Source organism: Arthrobacter sp. AZCC_0090 (assembly GCF_014207375.1).
In the GTDB taxonomy this organism is placed as follows: domain Bacteria; phylum Actinomycetota; class Actinomycetes; order Actinomycetales; family Micrococcaceae; genus Arthrobacter.
The window spans coordinates 12,472-29,292 of sequence record NZ_JACHEE010000022.1 but is presented as its reverse complement, the minus strand read 5'-3'; the positions used below and the strand labels follow the sequence as shown (position 1 = coordinate 29,292).

At 64.8% G+C, this 16,821-nt stretch carries 17 protein-coding genes; 8 read left to right on the top strand and 9 right to left on the bottom strand.

Going from position 1 to position 16,821, the window contains the following annotated elements:
• The first annotated feature begins 9 nt into the window (after positions 1-9).
• The 6 genes from HNP00_RS22495 (at position 10) to HNP00_RS22470 (ending at position 6,151) form a co-directional block, all read left to right on the top strand.
• Positions 10-918, top strand: a complete 909-nt coding sequence (locus HNP00_RS22495; protein ID WP_184741942.1) for a glutamine amidotransferase — start codon at positions 10-12, stop codon at positions 916-918.
• Positions 906-1,616, top strand: a complete 711-nt coding sequence (locus HNP00_RS22490) for a protein glxC (protein WP_184741941.1) — start codon at positions 906-908, stop codon at positions 1,614-1,616. The genes HNP00_RS22495 and HNP00_RS22490 overlap by 13 nt, the downstream gene beginning before the upstream one ends.
• A 13-nt stretch (positions 1,617-1,629) precedes the next feature.
• Entirely contained in the window at positions 1,630-2,991 is a 1,362-nt protein-coding gene (locus tag HNP00_RS22485; RefSeq protein WP_184741940.1) for an FMN-binding glutamate synthase family protein, read from the top strand.
• Complete coding sequence (locus HNP00_RS22480; protein ID WP_184741939.1) at positions 2,991-4,148, top strand: FAD-dependent oxidoreductase; 1,158 nt, start codon at positions 2,991-2,993, stop codon at positions 4,146-4,148. Before HNP00_RS22485 ends, HNP00_RS22480 begins: the two co-directional genes overlap by 1 nt.
• A 63-nt stretch (positions 4,149-4,211) precedes the next feature.
• On the top strand, positions 4,212-5,465 hold the full coding sequence (locus HNP00_RS22475) for an allantoate amidohydrolase (RefSeq protein ID WP_184741938.1): 1,254 nt from the start codon (positions 4,212-4,214) through the stop codon (positions 5,463-5,465).
• Between the two features lie 47 nt (positions 5,466-5,512).
• On the top strand, positions 5,513-6,151 hold the full coding sequence (locus HNP00_RS22470) for an XRE family transcriptional regulator (protein ID WP_184741937.1): 639 nt from the start codon (positions 5,513-5,515) through the stop codon (positions 6,149-6,151).
• A 19-nt stretch (positions 6,152-6,170) separates the two neighbouring features.
• Here the strand turns inward: HNP00_RS22470 and HNP00_RS22465 are convergent, their stop codons facing one another.
• The 9 genes from HNP00_RS22465 to HNP00_RS22430 all read right to left on the bottom strand — a co-directional run bounded on the left by HNP00_RS22465 (position 6,171) and on the right by HNP00_RS22430 (position 14,083).
• Entirely contained in the window at positions 6,171-8,327 is a 2,157-nt protein-coding gene (locus HNP00_RS22465) for a glycogen debranching N-terminal domain-containing protein (protein ID WP_184741936.1), read from the bottom strand.
• Positions 8,328-8,496: 169 nt separating this feature from the next.
• Positions 8,497-9,564, bottom strand: a complete 1,068-nt coding sequence (locus HNP00_RS22460; RefSeq protein ID WP_184741935.1) for an LLM class flavin-dependent oxidoreductase — start codon at positions 9,562-9,564, stop codon at positions 8,497-8,499.
• 57 nt (positions 9,565-9,621) lie between these two features.
• Complete coding sequence (locus HNP00_RS22455) at positions 9,622-9,822, bottom strand: tautomerase family protein (RefSeq protein WP_184741934.1); 201 nt, start codon at positions 9,820-9,822, stop codon at positions 9,622-9,624.
• A 62-nt stretch (positions 9,823-9,884) separates the two neighbouring features.
• A complete protein-coding gene (locus HNP00_RS22450) occupies positions 9,885-11,372 on the bottom strand; it encodes an aldehyde dehydrogenase (protein WP_184741933.1) in 1,488 nt (495 codons plus the stop codon).
• On the bottom strand, positions 11,362-12,099 hold the full coding sequence (locus HNP00_RS22445; protein WP_184741932.1) for an alpha/beta fold hydrolase: 738 nt from the start codon (positions 12,097-12,099) through the stop codon (positions 11,362-11,364). The genes HNP00_RS22450 and HNP00_RS22445 overlap by 11 nt, the downstream gene beginning before the upstream one ends.
• Before the next feature lie 12 nt (positions 12,100-12,111).
• Complete coding sequence (locus HNP00_RS22440) at positions 12,112-12,666, bottom strand: amino acid synthesis family protein (RefSeq protein ID WP_184741931.1); 555 nt, start codon at positions 12,664-12,666, stop codon at positions 12,112-12,114.
• Positions 12,663-13,271, bottom strand: a complete 609-nt coding sequence (locus HNP00_RS22435; protein WP_184741930.1) for an amino acid synthesis family protein — start codon at positions 13,269-13,271, stop codon at positions 12,663-12,665. Before HNP00_RS22435 ends, HNP00_RS22440 begins: the two co-directional genes overlap by 4 nt.
• Positions 13,271-13,396, bottom strand: coding sequence for a hypothetical protein (locus tag HNP00_RS23580; protein ID WP_260405134.1), 126 nt, complete (start codon positions 13,394-13,396; stop codon positions 13,271-13,273). Before HNP00_RS23580 ends, HNP00_RS22435 begins: the two co-directional genes overlap by 1 nt.
• A gap of 3 nt (positions 13,397-13,399) precedes the next feature.
• On the bottom strand, positions 13,400-14,083 hold the full coding sequence (locus HNP00_RS22430) for a GntR family transcriptional regulator (protein ID WP_184741929.1): 684 nt from the start codon (positions 14,081-14,083) through the stop codon (positions 13,400-13,402).
• Positions 14,084-14,222: 139 nt separating this feature from the next.
• On the opposite strand from HNP00_RS22430, the gene HNP00_RS22425 reads away from it, so the two are divergent.
• Together HNP00_RS22425 and HNP00_RS22420 are read left to right on the top strand one after the other, a co-directional pair.
• Positions 14,223-15,161: a flavin reductase gene (locus tag HNP00_RS22425; protein WP_184741928.1), complete on the top strand. Its 939-nt coding sequence runs from the start codon at positions 14,223-14,225 to the stop codon at positions 15,159-15,161.
• Positions 15,162-15,265: 104 nt separating this feature from the next.
• A complete protein-coding gene (locus tag HNP00_RS22420) occupies positions 15,266-16,699 on the top strand; it encodes a cytosine permease (RefSeq protein ID WP_184741927.1) in 1,434 nt (477 codons plus the stop codon).
• The last annotated feature ends 122 nt before the right edge of the window (positions 16,700-16,821 follow it).

Genomic DNA, 16,821 nt, shown 5'->3' with positions numbered 1-16,821 from the left:
GACACACCAATGTGCGGAATCGCTGCGCTGCAACTGCGCAACCCCTCGCTGCACCCCGAAATGGGCAGTCTCCTGTCCTCCATGATGTGCCAGATCGTGGACCGCGGACCGGACTCCGCCGGCCTGGCCGTCTACGACACCCCGGGCCTCGTTTCCAAAGGCACTTCCACCCTCAGCCTCCTCGGCAAAGACCAAGGCCTGCCGCTCGGTGAGATCACAGAATCACTGGAAAGCCTGCTCTCGCCGTCGGCGACGCCGGCCGTCAGGGTCGTGGGCGACACCACCTTGGTGAGCGCCGCCGTCGGGACCGATCTGCTGGTGAAGGCGGTGCGCGAAACCCTCCCGGGCTCCACCGTCATCGGCCGCGGCGAACACGTGGCGGTCATGAAGAGCGTCGGCCACCCGATGCACATCGCCGCCGAGCACGGCCTGGAGGCCATGGCCGGGAGCCAGGGCCTGTCCCACACGCGCATGGCCACCGAGTCCGCCGTCACTGCCGGCGGGTCCCACCCCTTCTCAGTGGCGGATGACCTGTGCCTGGTCCACAACGGCTCCTTCTCCAACCACGCCACCATCCGCCGGGAGCTCAAGCGCGAAGGGGTCGTGTTCGATTCGGACAACGACACCGAAGTCGGCGCCCGCTACATCGCCTCGCGCCTGCAGCAGGGCGACGACCTGGAGACGGCCCTGATCAACCTCGGCAAGGTCTTCGACGGTTTCTACACCCTGGTCGTCACTACCGCGGACAGCATGGCCGTGGTCCGGGACCCGATCGCCTGCAAGCCCGCCATCATCGCCGAAACCGAGGACTACGTGGCCATGGCGTCCGAATACCGTGCCCTGGCGTCCCTGCCCGGCATCGAAACAGCCCGCATCTTTGAACCGGAACCCGGAAAGGTCTACACATGGTCACTCTGACAGCCCCCGAAACAACAACCCCAATAGCCACCATTGACCTGGCCGACAGCCCGGTCCGGGACCTGAACCAGGCCCTGCACGAGGCCACCGACGGCCAGTCCTGGACCGTCGCCAACCCCGGCGGCAAGCACAGCCTCGCCGTCGGAATCGACGCCGACATCAGCGTCGCCATCAATGGCCATGCCGGCTACTACGCCGCCGGGATGCACAAAACGGGCACCGTGACCATCAGCGGCAATGCCGGCGTCGGGCTCGCGGAGAACATCATGTCCGGAACGGTGCACGTGAAAGGCGACGTCTCCCAGTCGGCGGCGGCCACCGGACACGGCGGGCTCGTGGTCATCGACGGCAACGCCGGGGCCCGCTGCGGGATCTCGATGAAGGGCGTGGATATTGTCGTCGGCGGGAACATCGGCCACATGTCCGCCTTCATGGCCCAGGCCGGCCGGCTCGTGGTCTGCGGAGACGCAGGGGAAGCCCTCGGCGATTCGGTCTACGAAGCGCGGATCTATGTCAAAGGATCCGTGGCTTCCCTGGGCGCCGACTGCATCGAAAAGCCGATGAAGCTCGAACACCTCGACGAACTCGCCGGCCTGCTCGCCGCCGCCGGCCGCAGCGAGGACCCCGCGGACTTCAAACGCTACGGCTCCGCACGGAACCTCTACCACTTCAGCGTCCACAACTCGGCCTCGTACTAGCAAGGACAATCCCATGACCACCACCTCACTGCCCCAGGACTCCGTTCTCCCGCCAGCGCAGCATACCGAAGAGCTTGGCCTGCGCGAATCAGCCACCTTCGACCGCGCGACCATCGCCGACATCCAGCGCGCAGCTGCCACAGGGGTCTATGACATCCGCGGTTGGGGCGCGAAACGCAAGGTTCCGCACTTCGATGACTTGCTCTTCCTCGGCGCTTCCATGTCCCGCTACCCGCTTGAGGGCTACCGCGAAAAGTGCGACACCGACGTCGTCCTCGGCGACCGCCACGCGAGCAAACCGCTGCACCTGCAGACCCCGGTGACGATCGCCGGGATGAGCTTCGGCGCACTGTCGGCGAACGCCAAGGAAGCGCTGGGCCGCGGGGCCAGCGAGGTGGGAACCTCCACCACAACGGGCGACGGCGGCATGACGCCTGAGGAGCGCGGCCAGTCCAAGCACCTCGTGTACCAATACCTGCCCTCCCGCTACGGCATGAACCCGGACGACCTTCGCAAGGCCGACGCGATCGAAATCGTGCTCGGCCAGGGCGCCAAACCCGGCGGCGGCGGCATGCTCCTGGGCCAGAAGATCACCGAGCGAGTCGCCGGGATGCGCACCCTGCCCGTCGGCATCGACCAGCGCTCCGCCAGCCGCCACCCCGACTGGACCGGACCGGACGACCTCGAAATCAAGATCGGCGAACTGCGCGAAATCACCGACTGGAAGACCCCGATCTACGTCAAGATCGGCGCGTCCAGGCCGTACTACGACACCGCACTGGCAGTGAAGGCCGGAGCCGACGTCGTGGTTGTCGACGGAATGCAGGGCGGAACCGCCGCCACCCAACAAGTCTTCATCGAGAACGTCGGAATCCCCACCCTGGCCGCCATCCCGCAAGCAGTCCAGGCCCTGCAGGAACTGGGCATGCACCGCAAAGTCCAGCTGATTGTCTCCGGAGGCATCCGCACCGGCGCCGACGTAGCCAAGGCCATGGCCCTCGGTGCCGACGCCGTCGCCATCGGCACCGCCGCACTCATCGCGCTGGGGGACAACGACCCCCGCTACGCCTCCGAATACGCCGCCCTGGGATCGGCAGCAGGGTTCTACGACGACTTCCAGGACGGACGCGACCCCGCCGGCATCACCACCCAGGACCCCGAACTCTCCTCAAGGCTGGACCCCGTTGCCGGGGGCCGGCGCCTGGCCAACTACCTGCGCGTCCTGACGATGGAAGCCCAGACGATCGCCCGGGCTTGCGGAAAATCCCACCTGCACAACCTGGAACCCGAGGACCTTGTGGCCCTCACCATCGAGGCCTCCGCCATGGCCCGCGTTCCGCTGGCCGGAACCAACTGGATCCCCGGAGCCAAGTAATGCCGGAGTCCTCTGAATACGTTGTGGTCGGCGCCGGCCTCGCCGGCGCCGCCACGGCCTGGCAGCTGGCCGCCCGCGGCCATGACGTCACGATCCTTGAACGCACCCGGCCGGCCGGCCACGACGGCAGTTCCCACGGATCCGCCCGGATCTTCCGCTACGCCTACCCCGACGCGTTCTATACCCGGGCTGTCATCGAGTCCAAGGCCTTGTGGGATGAACTGGACCGGGCCAGCGGGCTGGAACTGATCACGCCCTTCGGGGCGGTTGACTATGGTTCCGAGCGGCAACCGGAGCAGCTCGCCCGGATCCTCGCGGCGACAGGCGTCGGCCACGAACTCCTCAGCGCAGCCGAGGCACGGGAACGCTGGCCTCACATCGCCTTTGATACCGCCGTGCTGTGGCACCCCGGCGCAGGCGTGATCGACGCCGAAAGCTCCGTCCACGCCATGATCGAACAGGCAGTGAAGCACGGCGCCCGACTGCTGACGGGCTGGAACGTCTCGCGCGTGGACAAGCGGCGATCTGGCTACCGGGTGGTTTCTGACGGTTGGGAGACGCTCGATGCCGGCAACGTCGTCATTAGCGCCGGCGGCTGGCTGCCGTCATTGCTGGGACAGTTGCCGCTTCCGGCGGGGTTCCTTGCCGGCCTGCCGGAGTTCACCGTCCGGCAGGAGCAGGCCTACCACTTCCGTTACCGTTCCGACGACGGTCCCTGGCCCACGTTCATCCACAAAAGCGCCGACATCCAGACATACGGGCTGCCCGGAGGCCGGGACGCCGGATTCGCCGGGCAGAAGGTCGCCGAATACAACGGCGGCAAATTCATCCCGTCAGCAGCAGCCCAAACCGGCGCCGTGGACCCGGACAACCGACGGCGCGTCGTGGACTACGTGCACAGATACCTACCCGGCCTCGACCCGGAGCCATACGCGGAAACGACCTGCCTGTTCACCAACACCCCGAACGAGGACTTCCTCATCGACCGGGCAGACAAGCTGACGGTCCTGTCGCCCTGCTCGGGGCACGGCGCGAAATTCGCCCCGCTGATCGGACGGTGGGCGGCCGACCTGGCCACCGGGACCGGCGACGTGCCCTCCCGGTTCCGCCAAGCAACCGCCCGCATCAGCACCACTGAACAGCTCAGCATCAGCTGAACCGTTCAGCTTGAACCAGTTGTGGCAAGCCAGAAGACACTCCTACAGAAACGGAACCAGCCAATGACCTCGGCGACGAAACCGGCAAGCGACACCGTCACCGGCCTCATGCGGGACATCTCCAGCGTCGGGACAGACCCGCGCCGCGGCGGATATTCCCGCCCGGTCTTCTCGGACGCCGAAACCGAGTTGCGGAGCTGGTTCATCGAGCAGGCCGGCCGGCGCGGGTTGGACGTCACCGCTGACAACAACGGGATCATCTGGGCCTGGTGGGACACCGCGACCGGCACCCGCAAGGACGCAGTCGTCACGGGCAGCCATCTGGACTCCGTACCTGGCGGCGGCGAGTACGACGGACCCCTGGGCGTCGCCTCGGCCCTCGTCGCCGTCGATGTTCTCAAGGCCCGCGGCATCCGGCCGCGCCGGCCCTTGGCCATCGCGGTCTTCCCGGAAGAGGAAGGCTCCCGCTTCGGCGTCGCCTGCCTGGGCTCCCGGCTTCTTACCGGCGCCCTCGACCCGGACAAGGCCCGCAACCTCAAGGACGCCGACGGCAACACTTACGCGGATGTGGCGGCGGCCAACGGACAGGACCCCCGGTTCATCGGCGCAGACCTCGAAGCCCTCCAGCAGTTGGGCATGTTCGTTGAATTGCACGTCGAACAGGGGAGGGGACTTATCGATCTGGACCAACCGGTGGCCATCGGATCCTCCATCCTGGGCCACGGCCGGTGGAAACTCTCCGTGAACGGCCAGGGCAACCACGCCGGAACCACCCTGATGAAGGACCGGAGAGATCCGATGATCGCAGCAGCCAAGATCATGATCGGCATCCGGGACACGGCAAGGAATTACCGGGACGCCCGCGCGACCGTGGGCCGCCTGCAGCCGGTTCCGGGAGGCACCAATGTTATTGCCTCCCGGGTCGACCTGTGGATCGACGTCCGGCACCCACGCGATGAAGTCACTGCAGCGCTGGTGGAATCAATCCACCTCAACGCACAGGTCATCGCCGCCGAGGAAAACTGCACCGTGACCTTCGGCGTTGAATCGCTCAGCCCCACGGTTCACTTCGACACGGGCCTGCGGGGCCGGCTCCAGAACCTGCTACCGGATGCGCCTGTCCTGGACACGGGCGCAGGCCACGACGCCGGAGTGCTCGCAGGACACATCCCCACCGCGATGCTGTTCGTCAGGAACCCGACCGGGATCTCGCATTCGCCCGAGGAACTGGTAGAGGACCAAGACGCCGAGGCAGGTGCCATGGCACTTGCCGATGCGTTGGCCGGGTTGCTCGGTGAAGCCAGGCACCTGGGCTAGAACGGCCATCTGCATTCGAACGGGCGGACCCGACTTATGATGGCTCAATGACCAGTCCCGCAACCAGCCACACGAACCTGCCCGCGGAAACCCAGCGTTCGGCAGGCACCGACGGCCCGGACGCACCCGGCAAACTTGAACGCGTCATCGCCGGGCAGCTCCGCCGCTACCGCTCGGCCCAGGGACTCTCGGCGGCCGAACTCGCCGCCAGGACCGGCCTCTCCAAGGCGATGATCTCCAAGATCGAGTCGGCTAGTACCTCCTGTTCCCTGACATCGCTGCAGCGTCTGGCGGACGGTCTGAACATCCCTGTCACGGCGTTGTTCCGGGGCGCGGACACCGACAGGGATGCAACTTTCACCAGGAACGGTGAAGGCAGCCTGACCGTGCGCAGCGGAACCCAGCACGGGCACGAATACCGCGTCCTGGGTACCCTCAAGGGCCGTACGGACGCCCTCGAGCCCACGCTGGTGACGCTGACGGACGCCTCGGATGTCTTTCCGTTGTTCCAGCACCCCGGCACGGAATTCATCTACATGCTCTCCGGCAAGATGGTCTACGGCCACGGCGCCTACGAGTACACGATGGAGGCCGGGGACTCGCTTCTTCTCGACGGCGAAGGGCCGCATGGTCCGCTGGAGCTGATGGAACTGCCCATCAGGTTCCTGGCCATCTCCGCTAAATAGCGACGCTCGGACGGCGGCGCTAGCCCGGCTCTCCCAGCCCGGCTTGTTCCATCAGTTCTGTCAGCCATGGCCGGTGGGCACGGTGGAAGACGATTCCTTCGGGCAGTCCTTGGACGGAAGGTCCGGAACCTGTGATGTCGATGGTGATCCGGCTTCCCGCCATCGGCGCGTTGGTGATGTGCAGGTCGCCGTATGATTCCGGGAGTGCCGGGTCCATCCAGAATCCGCCGCGTGAAATGTGGGCGTCGTAGCGCATCAGGCTCGTCACCAACATGATCGGCGTGGTCGCTGCCCAGGCCTGGGGTGAGCATGCTGTTGGATACGGGACAGGCTCGGTGACTTGGTCGCGGCTGAAGCCGCAGAACAGTTCGGGGAGCCTGCCGTCGGTGTGATCGGCCGCCTCGAAGAGGGCGGTGGAGATTCGCTGTGCTTCTTTCACGAAGCCGTAGCGCATCAGGCCGACGGCTATGATTGCGTTGTCGTGCGGCCAGACCGATCCGTTGTGGTAGCTGGCGGGATTGTAGGCGCCCATGTCCGACGCGAGGGTTCGCACTCCCCAGCCGCTGAACATCTCGGGGGACATGAGGCGTTGGGCGACCAGTGGTACCTTGTCCTCATCGATAATGCCGTGCCACAGGCATTGCCCCATGTTCGACGCACACGCGTCGACCTGCCGTTTCTTGCCGTCCAGGGCGATGGCATAGTAGCCGCGGTCGGGCATCCAGAATTGTTCGTTGAACCGTCTTTTCAACTGCGCAGCTTCGCCGGTGAGCCGGGCGGCCAAGGGTGCGTCGCCGGCGTCGTACGCCATCCATGCCCGGGACAGTAGCGCGGTGTAGACCAAGGCCTGGACTTCGCAGAGCGCGATCGGGGGTTCGGCCAGCTGGCCATCAGCGAAGTTGATGCCGTCCCAGGAGTCCTTCCAGCCCTGGTTGATGAGGCCCTGGTCGTTGAGGCGCTCATATTCGACGAACCCGTCGCCGTCCTTGTCCCCGTACGTGCGGACCCAGTCCAGTGCGCGGTCGGCGTGGGGGAGCAGCGCGGCGATGGTGTCCTTGGCAAAACCCCAGCGGCTCGCCGATCCGAGCGTCATCACGAACTGCGGGGTCGCGTCGACGCTGCCGTAGTAGACGGACTTGCCGCCCAGGGAGAGCCCGCTGGAGACGCCGAGCCTGACCTCGTGCAGGATCTTTCCCGGCTCTTCCTCGCTCACGGGATCCACGACGCTGCCTTGGCGGTCGGCCAGGGTCTGCAAGGTGCCCAGCGCCAGGGACGGGTCCACGGGGAGCGCCATTTCCGAAGCCCAGAGCGAGTCCCGGCCGAAGAGCGTCATGAACCATGGAGCGCCGGCGGCCACCACGATCCGCTCCGGATGGGCGGGATCCTCAATGCGAAGCGCGCCCAGGTCGTCGTAGCTGCGCCGCAGGGTCCGTTCGACGGAACGGTTGCCCATATGCAGTTTGGGAATCTTCTCCACCCACTCCTGGCGGCGGCGGTCGCTACGGGATACCTCCCCCTCGGCCGGACGAACGAACGATGCCACCGGCGCGGCGCCGTCGACTACGGGCACCACGCTCACCCGGGTGCTCCAGTGTCCGTGCGGCGGGACGACCAGCCGGTAGCTCAGGGCCTCCGGGGAGACGTCGGCGCCACTGGCCTTGACGACGATACCCTTCTGGAGGTCCTGCCAGACGGCCCTAATGGTCAGGGAGTCGCCGACCGGGTGGCGGGATTCTTCCCAGCGCCGCTGGACGCGCGCCTCCTTTACCTCGAAGAGATCCGCGAAGTCGGCTTCGACGCCGAGGGTGACAACGCATTCGGCGTTGTCGGAGGAGTAGTTCCGGAGGGTGATCTCCTCCAGGATCCCTGCGCTGACTTCCCGCAGGCGTTCCACGATCATGGGGCTGTCCGCGTACCCGTCGGAGCGGGGAACACGGCCAATGAACAAAGCCCGGTAGGGTTCCTTCGTCTCAGCCGTCAGCGGCTCCAGGGACTGGCCGTTGATTGCGAGGTTCCATCGGGACAAAATGCGGGTGTCGTCATGGAAAACACCGTGCGGATGCTCGGGATGGATGTCTCCATTGGCCGAGGAAATACAGAAGGACGAACCCTCCACCAAGGTAACCGTGCCGGACCCCACCGGCCCGGCTGCCGTGTCAGCATTCCATCCCGCCATCCCCGCCTCCTTCAACGGCTCAAGACCGGCGCGGCGCTATGCGGCTCTGGGTCAACCCGTCGATCGCTTACTCCGTTGAATAGACGCTACGCCTATGCGGGCATTGATAGTAGGCGGTGCGCACCCGGGGACCGGGATCGCCGGCCTTCCGGGATGCTGATGGCCGACTTCAGTGTGCCGCGGACACGGGCTGCTCTTGGAAGGCCGGCATGACGTGTTCGATGAAGAGTTCCAGGGAGCGCTTCTTCTCCTCGTGGGTGAGGCTGTTGTCGGACCAGATGCTGAACTCGTCGACGCCGAGTGCCTCGTAGTGGCGGATGCGCTCGATGATCTCGTCAGGCGTCCCGATCATTGCGGTCTTGTGGAGGGATTCAGGGGTGAACTCCGGGCGGTCGGCGAATTTCTCGGCCAGGCTCGGTTCGAGGAAGCCGTTCTTTGGAGTGGTCTTGTTTCCGAACCAGGCATCAAACGTCCGGTAGAACTTCTGAATGCCCTCGGCAGGGCGCCGCCATCCCTCGGGCTCGTCTGCGGGGTGGACATGGGTGTGGCGGAGCACCATGAGGTCGGGGCGGGGGACTCCGGGGTTGTGTTCAACCGCGGTGTCGAATTTGTGCGCAAGGTCTTCGACCTCTTCGTCGCCCTTCATGAGGGGAGTGACCATCACGTTGCAGCCGTTTGCGACCGCGAACTCGTGTGAGGAGATATCACGGGCGGCGATCCACATGGGCGGCGTCGGCTTTTGCACGGGCTTCGGGACGCTCGTCGAGGTCGGGAACTGCCAGATCTCGCCGTCGTGGGCGTAGTCACCTTGCCAGAGCGCACGCACGGCAGGTACCAGTTCGCGCAAATGCTTGCCGCCATCGACGGCGGACATGCCGCCCGTGAGTCGGTCGAACTCGAACTGGTAAGCACCTCGTGCCAGTCCCACTTCCATCCGGCCGTTGCTGATGACGTCCAGGAGCGCCGTCTCGCCGGCGACGCGGAGCGGGTTCCAGAAGGGTGCGATGATCGTTCCGGCACCCAGGCGGATGCGTGACGTGCGCGCCGCCAAGTATGCGAGCTGGGGCATGGGGCTGGGAGAAATGGTGTACTCCATCGAGTGGTGCTCACCGATCCAGATGGTGCTGAAGCCTCCGGCCTCAGCGATGAGCGCGAGCTCGGTCAGGTTTTCGAAGCATTCCTGGTGTGAGACGGTTTCGTCCCAGCGCTCCATATGTGCGAAAAGGGAAAAGCGCATTAGTGACTCCTTCGTTCTACCGGCGACGTTCGCCGACACGTGCTGGATGGGTGCCGCTTACTGGGCGGCAGTGTTGCGTTCGGCGATGGTTTGATTTCCGCGGGACCAATGTTCATGCTCGATTTCGCGGATGATAACCGTGGTGTTTTCGGGTGCAGCGCCCACCGAGCTTTCGGCGGCACGGTGAAGCTCGCGGATGAGCGCGCGGAGCTGCTCCGGGGTGCGGCCCCGGGCGATGGATACTTCGATAAGAGGCATGACGGGCTCCCTTAACTACGCAGGACGAACCGACGCAGCAGGCTGGTTGAGGAGGGGCATGGTCAGCTCCTCATGATGAAAGGGTCGGCAATAGGGGATTCGTCCGTGTTGATCCAGACGCTCTTGAGCCTGGTGTATTCGCGGATGCTCTCCATGCCGTGTTCGACGCCGACCCCGCTGGTCTTGAAGCCCTCCCGCGGTGATTGGGGAGACATCGTGCGGTAGGTGTTGACCCAGATCGTGCCTGCTTCCAGGCGGCTGGCCATTCGGTGGGCCCTGGCAAGGTTGGTCGTCCAGATTCCGGCGGCCAGCCCGTAACTGGTGTCGTTTGCCAGTCGGAGCACTTCCTCCTCTGTTTCAAACGGCATGATGGCTGCGACAGGGCCGAAGATCTCCTCCCTGACCACGCGCATGGAATTGTCGACGTCGGTGAGGACTGTAGGTTCGAAGAAGTAGCCGCCGAGCCCGATGTTGGGCCGGCCGCCGCCGGTGAGGACAGTGGCACCTTCGGAGACGCCGAGATCGACGTAGCCGGCGACCTTGTCCCGCTGGTCCTGGAAGGCCAGCGGCCCCAGCTCGGTGGCGTCAAGGAGCGGATCTCCGATCACGATGCTGCGGGCACGGTTGGCGACACGCTCCAGCAGTTCGTCGTAAACGGCCTTGTGGGCGAACACGCGGCTGCCGGCGATGCAGGTCTGGCCGGCCGCGGCGAAGATGCCGGCCACCACTCCCATCGAGGCATTGGCGACGTCGGCATCGGCGAAGACAATGTTCGGTGATTTGCCGCCCAGTTCCAGCGTCGAACCGATGAAGCGGGACGCGGTAGAGGAAGCAATGCGGGCGCCCGTGGCGGTGCTGCCGGTGAACGAGATTTTGGCCAGGCGGCGGTCATCGACCAGGGCCGCTCCGGCTTCTGCTCCGAAGCCGGTGACCACATTGATGACACCGGGCGGGAAGCCGGCTTCGTCGGCCAGCGCCGCCAAGCGCAGCACCGTTGCCGAGGTGTACTCGGAGGGCTTGATCACGATGGTGTTGCCGGTCGCAAGGGCCGGGGCGAGCTTGCTTGTGGTCAGCGTCAAGGGAGAGTTCCACGGGGTGATGGCACCCACCACCCCGAGCGGTTCGCGGAGGGTGTAGTTCAGCATTGCTTTGCTGGAGCCCGGGATAGTGTCGCCCTGTATCTTGTCAGCCAGCCCGGCATAGTAGTAGTAATACTCGGGCATTGCGGCGAGCTGGGCGCGCATTTCCCGCAGGAGCTTGCCGTTGTCTTCGGACTCCATCCGGGCGAGTTCCTCGGCGTGCTCGCCCACGAGGTCGCCCAAGCGGCGCAGCAAGTGCCCGCGTTTTGTCTGGCTGAGGTCCCGCCATGCAGGATTTTCGAAGGCTGCCGCCGCGGCAGACACTGCCCGGGCGACGTCGGCTTCGTTGCCGCGAGCGGCCCGATACAGCACGTCCAGGGTCGCCGGGTTGGTGCTTTCGAAGTAATCCCCGGAGGACGGCGGCATCCACTCCCCGTTGATGAAGTGTTCGTAGCGGCGATCAGTGGACATGTGAATGCTCCTTGATGAATGCGATGAGAGCGGTGGCGAGCTCTTGGGGACGTTCTACCGGCATCATGTGCCTGGCCCCGCTGATGACGGAGTAGGTGCTGCCGGGTATGGCCGCGGCCAGCCGGGCGCTCATCTCCGGCGTCGACCCGGGGTCCAGCGCACCGGTCACTGCATAGGAGGGAACGGTGATCCGGGAGAGTTCGGGCGCTATTTCCGCGTCTGCGGTTGCGAACACGCGGTAGCAGGCAACGAACGATTGCGGGTCGTTGCGCTGCAGCACCCTGCGTGTGGCCTCGACTTGTTCCGCCGGGACGGGGGTGCCTTCTGGGTACCAACGGCGGATTGATGCCTCCACCGTTGCGGCGAAGTCCGATTGCGCTGCGGCCAGCCGCATCATCACCGCAGTGTGCTCATCCGGGGTCCGGGCACACACGGATCCGAGCGAAACCAGGGAGGCGACGAGGTCGGGCCGGAACCGGGCCAGATGCTGCGCTACCAGGGCGCCCAACGAGAAGCCGACAACATGGGTGCCCGGTTCGAGGCGCTCCGCCACGTCTGCGGCAAGCTCGCCAAGCGTGACGCCTTCGGGGGCTTTTTGTCGCTGTCCATGCCCGAGGAGTTCGAGAACCTGGACGTCGTATTCCGGCTCAAGGAATTCGCGCACTGGCCCCCACATCGAGCCGTCGAGGCCGACGCCGTGGATCAGTGCTATGCGGACGCGGCTCACGACGGCGGTCACCTACTTCGTTTCGGTGGCGAACGCCGCGAGGCGTTGCTGCGGGCGTCCCTGGGAAGCGGCGGCGAGGGCGATCACGATTTCATCTGCGTGGGGTGCGTCATTGATGCGGACCTCGATGCTCTGATGGTGGGAGCGGATGGTCGCGTCCGTGATGTGCTTGAGGGGAATGTCGAAGACAACCCCGGCGGGCCCACGCTTTTCCACGGCTGGCAGGAGCGTTGTGGCGTTGGCTGCGTCACGGAAGTGGTTTCCGAAGGCAAGGGTGTGGATGAGGCCGGAACCGTGTTCGATTTCACCGTTCAGGCCGACGATTGCGGCCTTGCCGTACGCTTGGGCGGGGGCGCCGAGAGCTTCGAGCACGCGGGGGGCAAGCAGCGCCCCGATGTCGGAGGCGTTAGCGTCGATTCCTGCGGAGAGGTCCTCGACGAAGCCCTGGCCGGCCCAGGGGTTTTTGACAATGGCCGCGACGACGGCGACACGCGCGGAGGGTGCGACCTCCCGTCCGCCTTCGATGAGTACGTCTTCGGTGAAGGTGACGATCTTGCGGATGCTCATGAAATCAATTCTCCTAGTGTGTCTGCTTTAACGATCGGGTCGGTGAGGCGGTCCCCGATACGCGAATGGGGGCGGGGCCCGGTGGATGCGCCGAGTACGACGACGATCTCGCCTGGCAGGGGAGCGTCACCGATCCGCGTGGTGATGGTCTGGTAGTGCGAGCGGGTTGCGGCAGCGTTTTTATGCCAAAGGGGCACGACGAGAGTGCTGCCGGCGTCGCCCCGGTCATCTGCGAAGCAGATGATCGATTCGCCTTCGAAATACTCGCGGACGAGGTTGCCGAAAAACGGAGTGTGAATGAGCGCAGCGCCGTGCTCGATCTCACCGCCCGTGCCCACGATCGCTGCCTTGCCGAAGGCCTGGATGGCATCCACGCCACCTAGCCCGGCAATGAGGACGTCAGTGAGTTTCCGGGCGAGAACGGGGGCAAACTGGACCACTTCCGCGGACAGGTCATCGCTTGGCTTTCCGCCCAGCCAGGGATTTGCGACGACGGCGGCCGCCGTAGCACGGACTGCGGGCACAGCCGGGGCAGACCCGTTTTCGAGGAGGAACTCCTCGCTGTAATAGACGATCTTGCGGATACCGCAGCCCTGGTCGCTCATCACTTGGTACCGGCCAGGGCGGGTTGACTGGCGAACCGGGGCATGACCTTCCGGGAGACGAGCCCCACTGCACGCTGCAGCTCTTTAATAATGGAGAAACGCATGGCTTCCTCTCGTGTTGTCATCTGTTAGTTCCGGCGTTCCAACGCAGGGTCGGGGTTCAGGGCTTCGCGGGACGTAGCGTATACGTGGTTCCGCATGGCCGCTTCCGCGCCGAAGGGGTCCTTGTGCTCAATCATTTCGAGGACTGCATGGTGCTCCCGGGTGGAGGCGGCGATCCGGCCCGGGTGTTCGACGGTGCGCACTACGAGCCTCTGGTACGCCAGCTGGTTCATGAGCCGTTCATAGTGTTCGTAAAGCTTGAGGTTGTCCGAGCCGCGGACAATCGTCCAGTGGAATTCGTGGACGAGCCGGGCATAGGCCTCCTTGTCTCCCGTGAGGACTGCCTCGTCGGAGTCCTGGAGGTTCCGTCGGAGCACCGACAGCTCGGAGGCCTCCCCGCGCCGGGCCAGCAGCGATGCGGCCAAGCCCTCCAAGGATTCCTTGAGCTGGAAGAGTTCGACGATCTCCCGACGGGTGGGCTCCCGCACGAAGGTTCCGACCTTCGGGCGGATTTCCACCAGCCCTTCTTGCTGGAGTTGTTTAAGCGCCTCCCGAACAGGAGTCCGGCTGACCTCGAACTCCTGGGCGAGGTAAGCCTCGGGCAGGAGCGCGCCGGGCGGGAACTCGCCGCCCAGGACGAGCCTCCGGATCCTGTCGAGGAGGCCTTCCTGCTCGACGGCTTCGGTAGTGGATATCAGAGCGTCTTGCATGCAAGCAGCTTATGATGCATGCATGAAGCCGGTCAAGAGTTCGATCAACTTTTCTCGACTTCCGGGAACTTCCGCTAATTTCAAGGACTTTTAGTCAGACTATTGACCCCAACATGTGACCTGCCTTACCGTCATTGGTATGCAACAGACTCTGGAACCGCTCATCACATCAGCTTGGCGCGACGCCTGGGACAAGGGTGACCTCAATGCCCTTGACGGTCTCGTAGCGGATGGCTACACGCGAATCAGCAAGGCGACGGGCGCAACCGTCGACATCACCGGTCTAAAAGCCGAGATCGCCGCGGTGCGGGAAGCTTTCCCGGACCTGCGCACGACCATCGACAACATCGTTGAAGGGGACGGAACGGTTGCCGTCTTCTGGACGTCCACCGGCACCCACATCCACGAGTACCTCGGCGTTCCGGCAACAGGACTCACCGTCCAGACCAGGGGCTCAAACATCCTGGTCCTCAAGGACGGAAAGATCACGAAGGAAACCGTGACGTGGGACGGTAGTGAGCTGCTGGCCGCACTCGGGATTCGCCCACTGCGGGGGACGGCTACACCTGAAGTTGGAGACAGCGGGGAGTCCCCGGAGCTTCACGCAGACTTGATGAAAGCGTTCAACCGCCAGTTCATCACCGGCGTCACCGTGGTCACCACCAAGGAAGGCGAAACCCCTAAAGGGCTGGCCGCAAACTCGTACTGCTCGGTCTCCATTGAGCCGCCCTTGGTTTTGATCTGTGTCCAGAAAACCTCGAGCACATACCCGGCGTTGTTCTCATCGAGCCACCTGGGCATCAACATCCTGGGAACCGGACAACGCGAAACTGTTCGTGTTTTCGCCTCCAAAGCTCCGGACAAGTTTGCAGAGCTCGAGTGGCACGAGGGACCCAACGGCAGTCCGCTTCTGGATGGATCGGCGGCCTCGTTGGAAGCCGAGATCCAAGAGCGCTTCCAAGCCAAGACCCACACGGTCTTCATCTGTCGAGTCCGGCACGCCGAAATCGACGACTCTGCGCCGATGGTCTATAAGGCCGGACGGTTCTACGACGGCGGAAATCTCGCCGAACTCTAAGTGTCGGCACGGCTGATGAGCCTTGCACGGGAAACCAGCCGCACCGACACAACCTGCTCTCTCAAGCAGCGCACCTAGGTGCGCATTCCACCATAGGACAAAAAATGAGCCCAGACACCATGAGTTCCGTCTCAGAAGACAGCATTGCTGTAGATCGCGGCTATCGCGACAGCCTCACCAAGATCGAGCCGTACGGCATCGAGCACATCCCCGACGTCGAACGCCACGGCAAGCCGCGTTCGCAGTTCTTCCTCTGGTTCGCGGCCGGCATGAACTTCCCCATCGTCGTCCTCGGCTTCAGCGCCACCTACTTCGGACTCCCCTTCTGGGCCGCAGCCCTGGCGATCGTGCTTGCAGGTGTGACCTCCTCGGCCGGAATGGGTTACCTCTCCGCGATGGGCGTCCGGCTGGGCGTGCCGCAGCAGATGCAAGGGCGCGGTCCGCTCGGATTCATCGGCAACCTGTTCCCCGTGGCATACGTGAACGTCTTCGCCGGCATCGGCTGGGCGGCAGTGACTGTCATCCTCGGCGGCAAGGCCATCGCACTGCTCACCGACATTCCCTTCTGGCTCTCGTCGCTCGTCCTGATGGGCATCCAGCTTGGCGTGGCGGTCATCGGGTACAACTTGATTCACTTCCTCCAGCGCATCCTTTCCTTCGTCCTGGTGATCGGCTTCGTCTTCATCACCGTCGTGGCCGCCGCCAACGGACGTATCGTCAATGACTTCAATCCCGCGGCAAAGGGTTTCGACGGCATCGGCGGATGGATCATCTTCTTCGGCTGGTTCTTCTCCTTCATCGTGGCCTGGATGCCCTTCGCCTCCGACTACTCTCCCTACCTGCCCAACACCGCCGGCAACCGCCGCGGCGCCGGATGGGCCACCATGCTCGGCAACGCCGTCACGATGGTCTGGATGGGCATTCTCGGCACGGTCCTCGGCTCAACCGCCACCGCCTCCGACAGTATCGGCGCCCTCAAGGAACTCATGGGCGGGTGGGCGCCGATCGGCCTCGGCGTCGTCGCACTGTCCTCCTTCACGCAGAACTTCCTGAACGTCTACGGCGGTGCCATCTCCATCCAGACCATGGGTGTGCCCGTCAAACGCCACACCGGAGTCATCTTCATCTGCATTGCCTCCTACCTTGTGGCACTCTGGGGCCAGGGCGGGTTCAACGAAGGCTTCACGGCATTCCTCAACCTGACCGCATATTGCATCGCCCCGTACGTCGCGGTCCTCGTCTGCGACTACTTGTTCGGAGGCCGGCGGACCGAGCGAGGACTTCGCGAGCTATTCGATAAGAGCAGGAAGTTCGAATGGGGCTTCGTGGCCTGGGCTGCCGGCGTCGTCCTTTCCTCCCCGTTCTGGATGTCGTCCATCTACACCGGCCCCATCGCCACAGCATTCCCGCAGATCGGTGACCTCTCCTACTACGTCGGAGCAGCCGTCGCGACCGGCGTCTACTTCCTCACCCACCGCCGTCGGCGCCTCTCCGGGCACGACATGCTGGACCGCAGCGCAACTGGACGGACCCTCTAAAGCGAGGTGGCTCCCCACAGACATGCGGGGAGCCACGGACCCGACCGCACGACGGCGGTTCGGCCGGCGCCGACACCCGGCGCAATCCAACCCGCCGCCCACCGATCGAACTGGACGAGGAT

Excerpts from the sequence above, each read along its gene's own strand:
- HNP00_RS22465 (WP_184741936.1), bottom strand. The coding sequence starts at position 8,327 with ATGGCGGGATGGAATGCTGACACGGCAGCCGGGCCGGTGGGGTCCGGC.
- HNP00_RS22420 (WP_184741927.1), top strand. The coding sequence starts at position 15,266 with ATGAGCCCAGACACCATGAGTTCCGTCTCAGAAGACAGCATTGCTGTA.
- HNP00_RS22490 (WP_184741941.1), top strand. The coding sequence starts at position 906 with ATGGTCACTCTGACAGCCCCCGAAACAACAACCCCAATAGCCACCATT.
- HNP00_RS22460 (WP_184741935.1), bottom strand. The coding sequence starts at position 9,564 with ATGCGCTTTTCCCTTTTCGCACATATGGAGCGCTGGGACGAAACCGTC.
- HNP00_RS22485 (WP_184741940.1), top strand. The coding sequence starts at position 1,630 with ATGACCACCACCTCACTGCCCCAGGACTCCGTTCTCCCGCCAGCGCAG.
- HNP00_RS22455 (WP_184741934.1), bottom strand. The coding sequence starts at position 9,822 with ATGCCTCTTATCGAAGTATCCATCGCCCGGGGCCGCACCCCGGAGCAG.
- HNP00_RS22470 (WP_184741937.1), top strand. The coding sequence starts at position 5,513 with ATGACCAGTCCCGCAACCAGCCACACGAACCTGCCCGCGGAAACCCAG.
- HNP00_RS23580 (WP_260405134.1), bottom strand. The coding sequence starts at position 13,396 with ATGACAACACGAGAGGAAGCCATGCGTTTCTCCATTATTAAAGAGCTG.
- HNP00_RS22425 (WP_184741928.1), top strand. The coding sequence starts at position 14,223 with ATGCAACAGACTCTGGAACCGCTCATCACATCAGCTTGGCGCGACGCC.
- HNP00_RS22480 (WP_184741939.1), top strand. The coding sequence starts at position 2,991 with ATGCCGGAGTCCTCTGAATACGTTGTGGTCGGCGCCGGCCTCGCCGGC.
- HNP00_RS22430 (WP_184741929.1), bottom strand. The coding sequence starts at position 14,083 with ATGCAAGACGCTCTGATATCCACTACCGAAGCCGTCGAGCAGGAAGGC.
- HNP00_RS22435 (WP_184741930.1), bottom strand. The coding sequence starts at position 13,271 with ATGAGCGACCAGGGCTGCGGTATCCGCAAGATCGTCTATTACAGCGAG.
- HNP00_RS22475 (WP_184741938.1), top strand. The coding sequence starts at position 4,212 with ATGACCTCGGCGACGAAACCGGCAAGCGACACCGTCACCGGCCTCATG.
- HNP00_RS22440 (WP_184741931.1), bottom strand. The coding sequence starts at position 12,666 with ATGAGCATCCGCAAGATCGTCACCTTCACCGAAGACGTACTCATCGAA.
- HNP00_RS22495 (WP_184741942.1), top strand. The coding sequence starts at position 10 with ATGTGCGGAATCGCTGCGCTGCAACTGCGCAACCCCTCGCTGCACCCC.
- HNP00_RS22450 (WP_184741933.1), bottom strand. The coding sequence starts at position 11,372 with ATGTCCACTGATCGCCGCTACGAACACTTCATCAACGGGGAGTGGATG.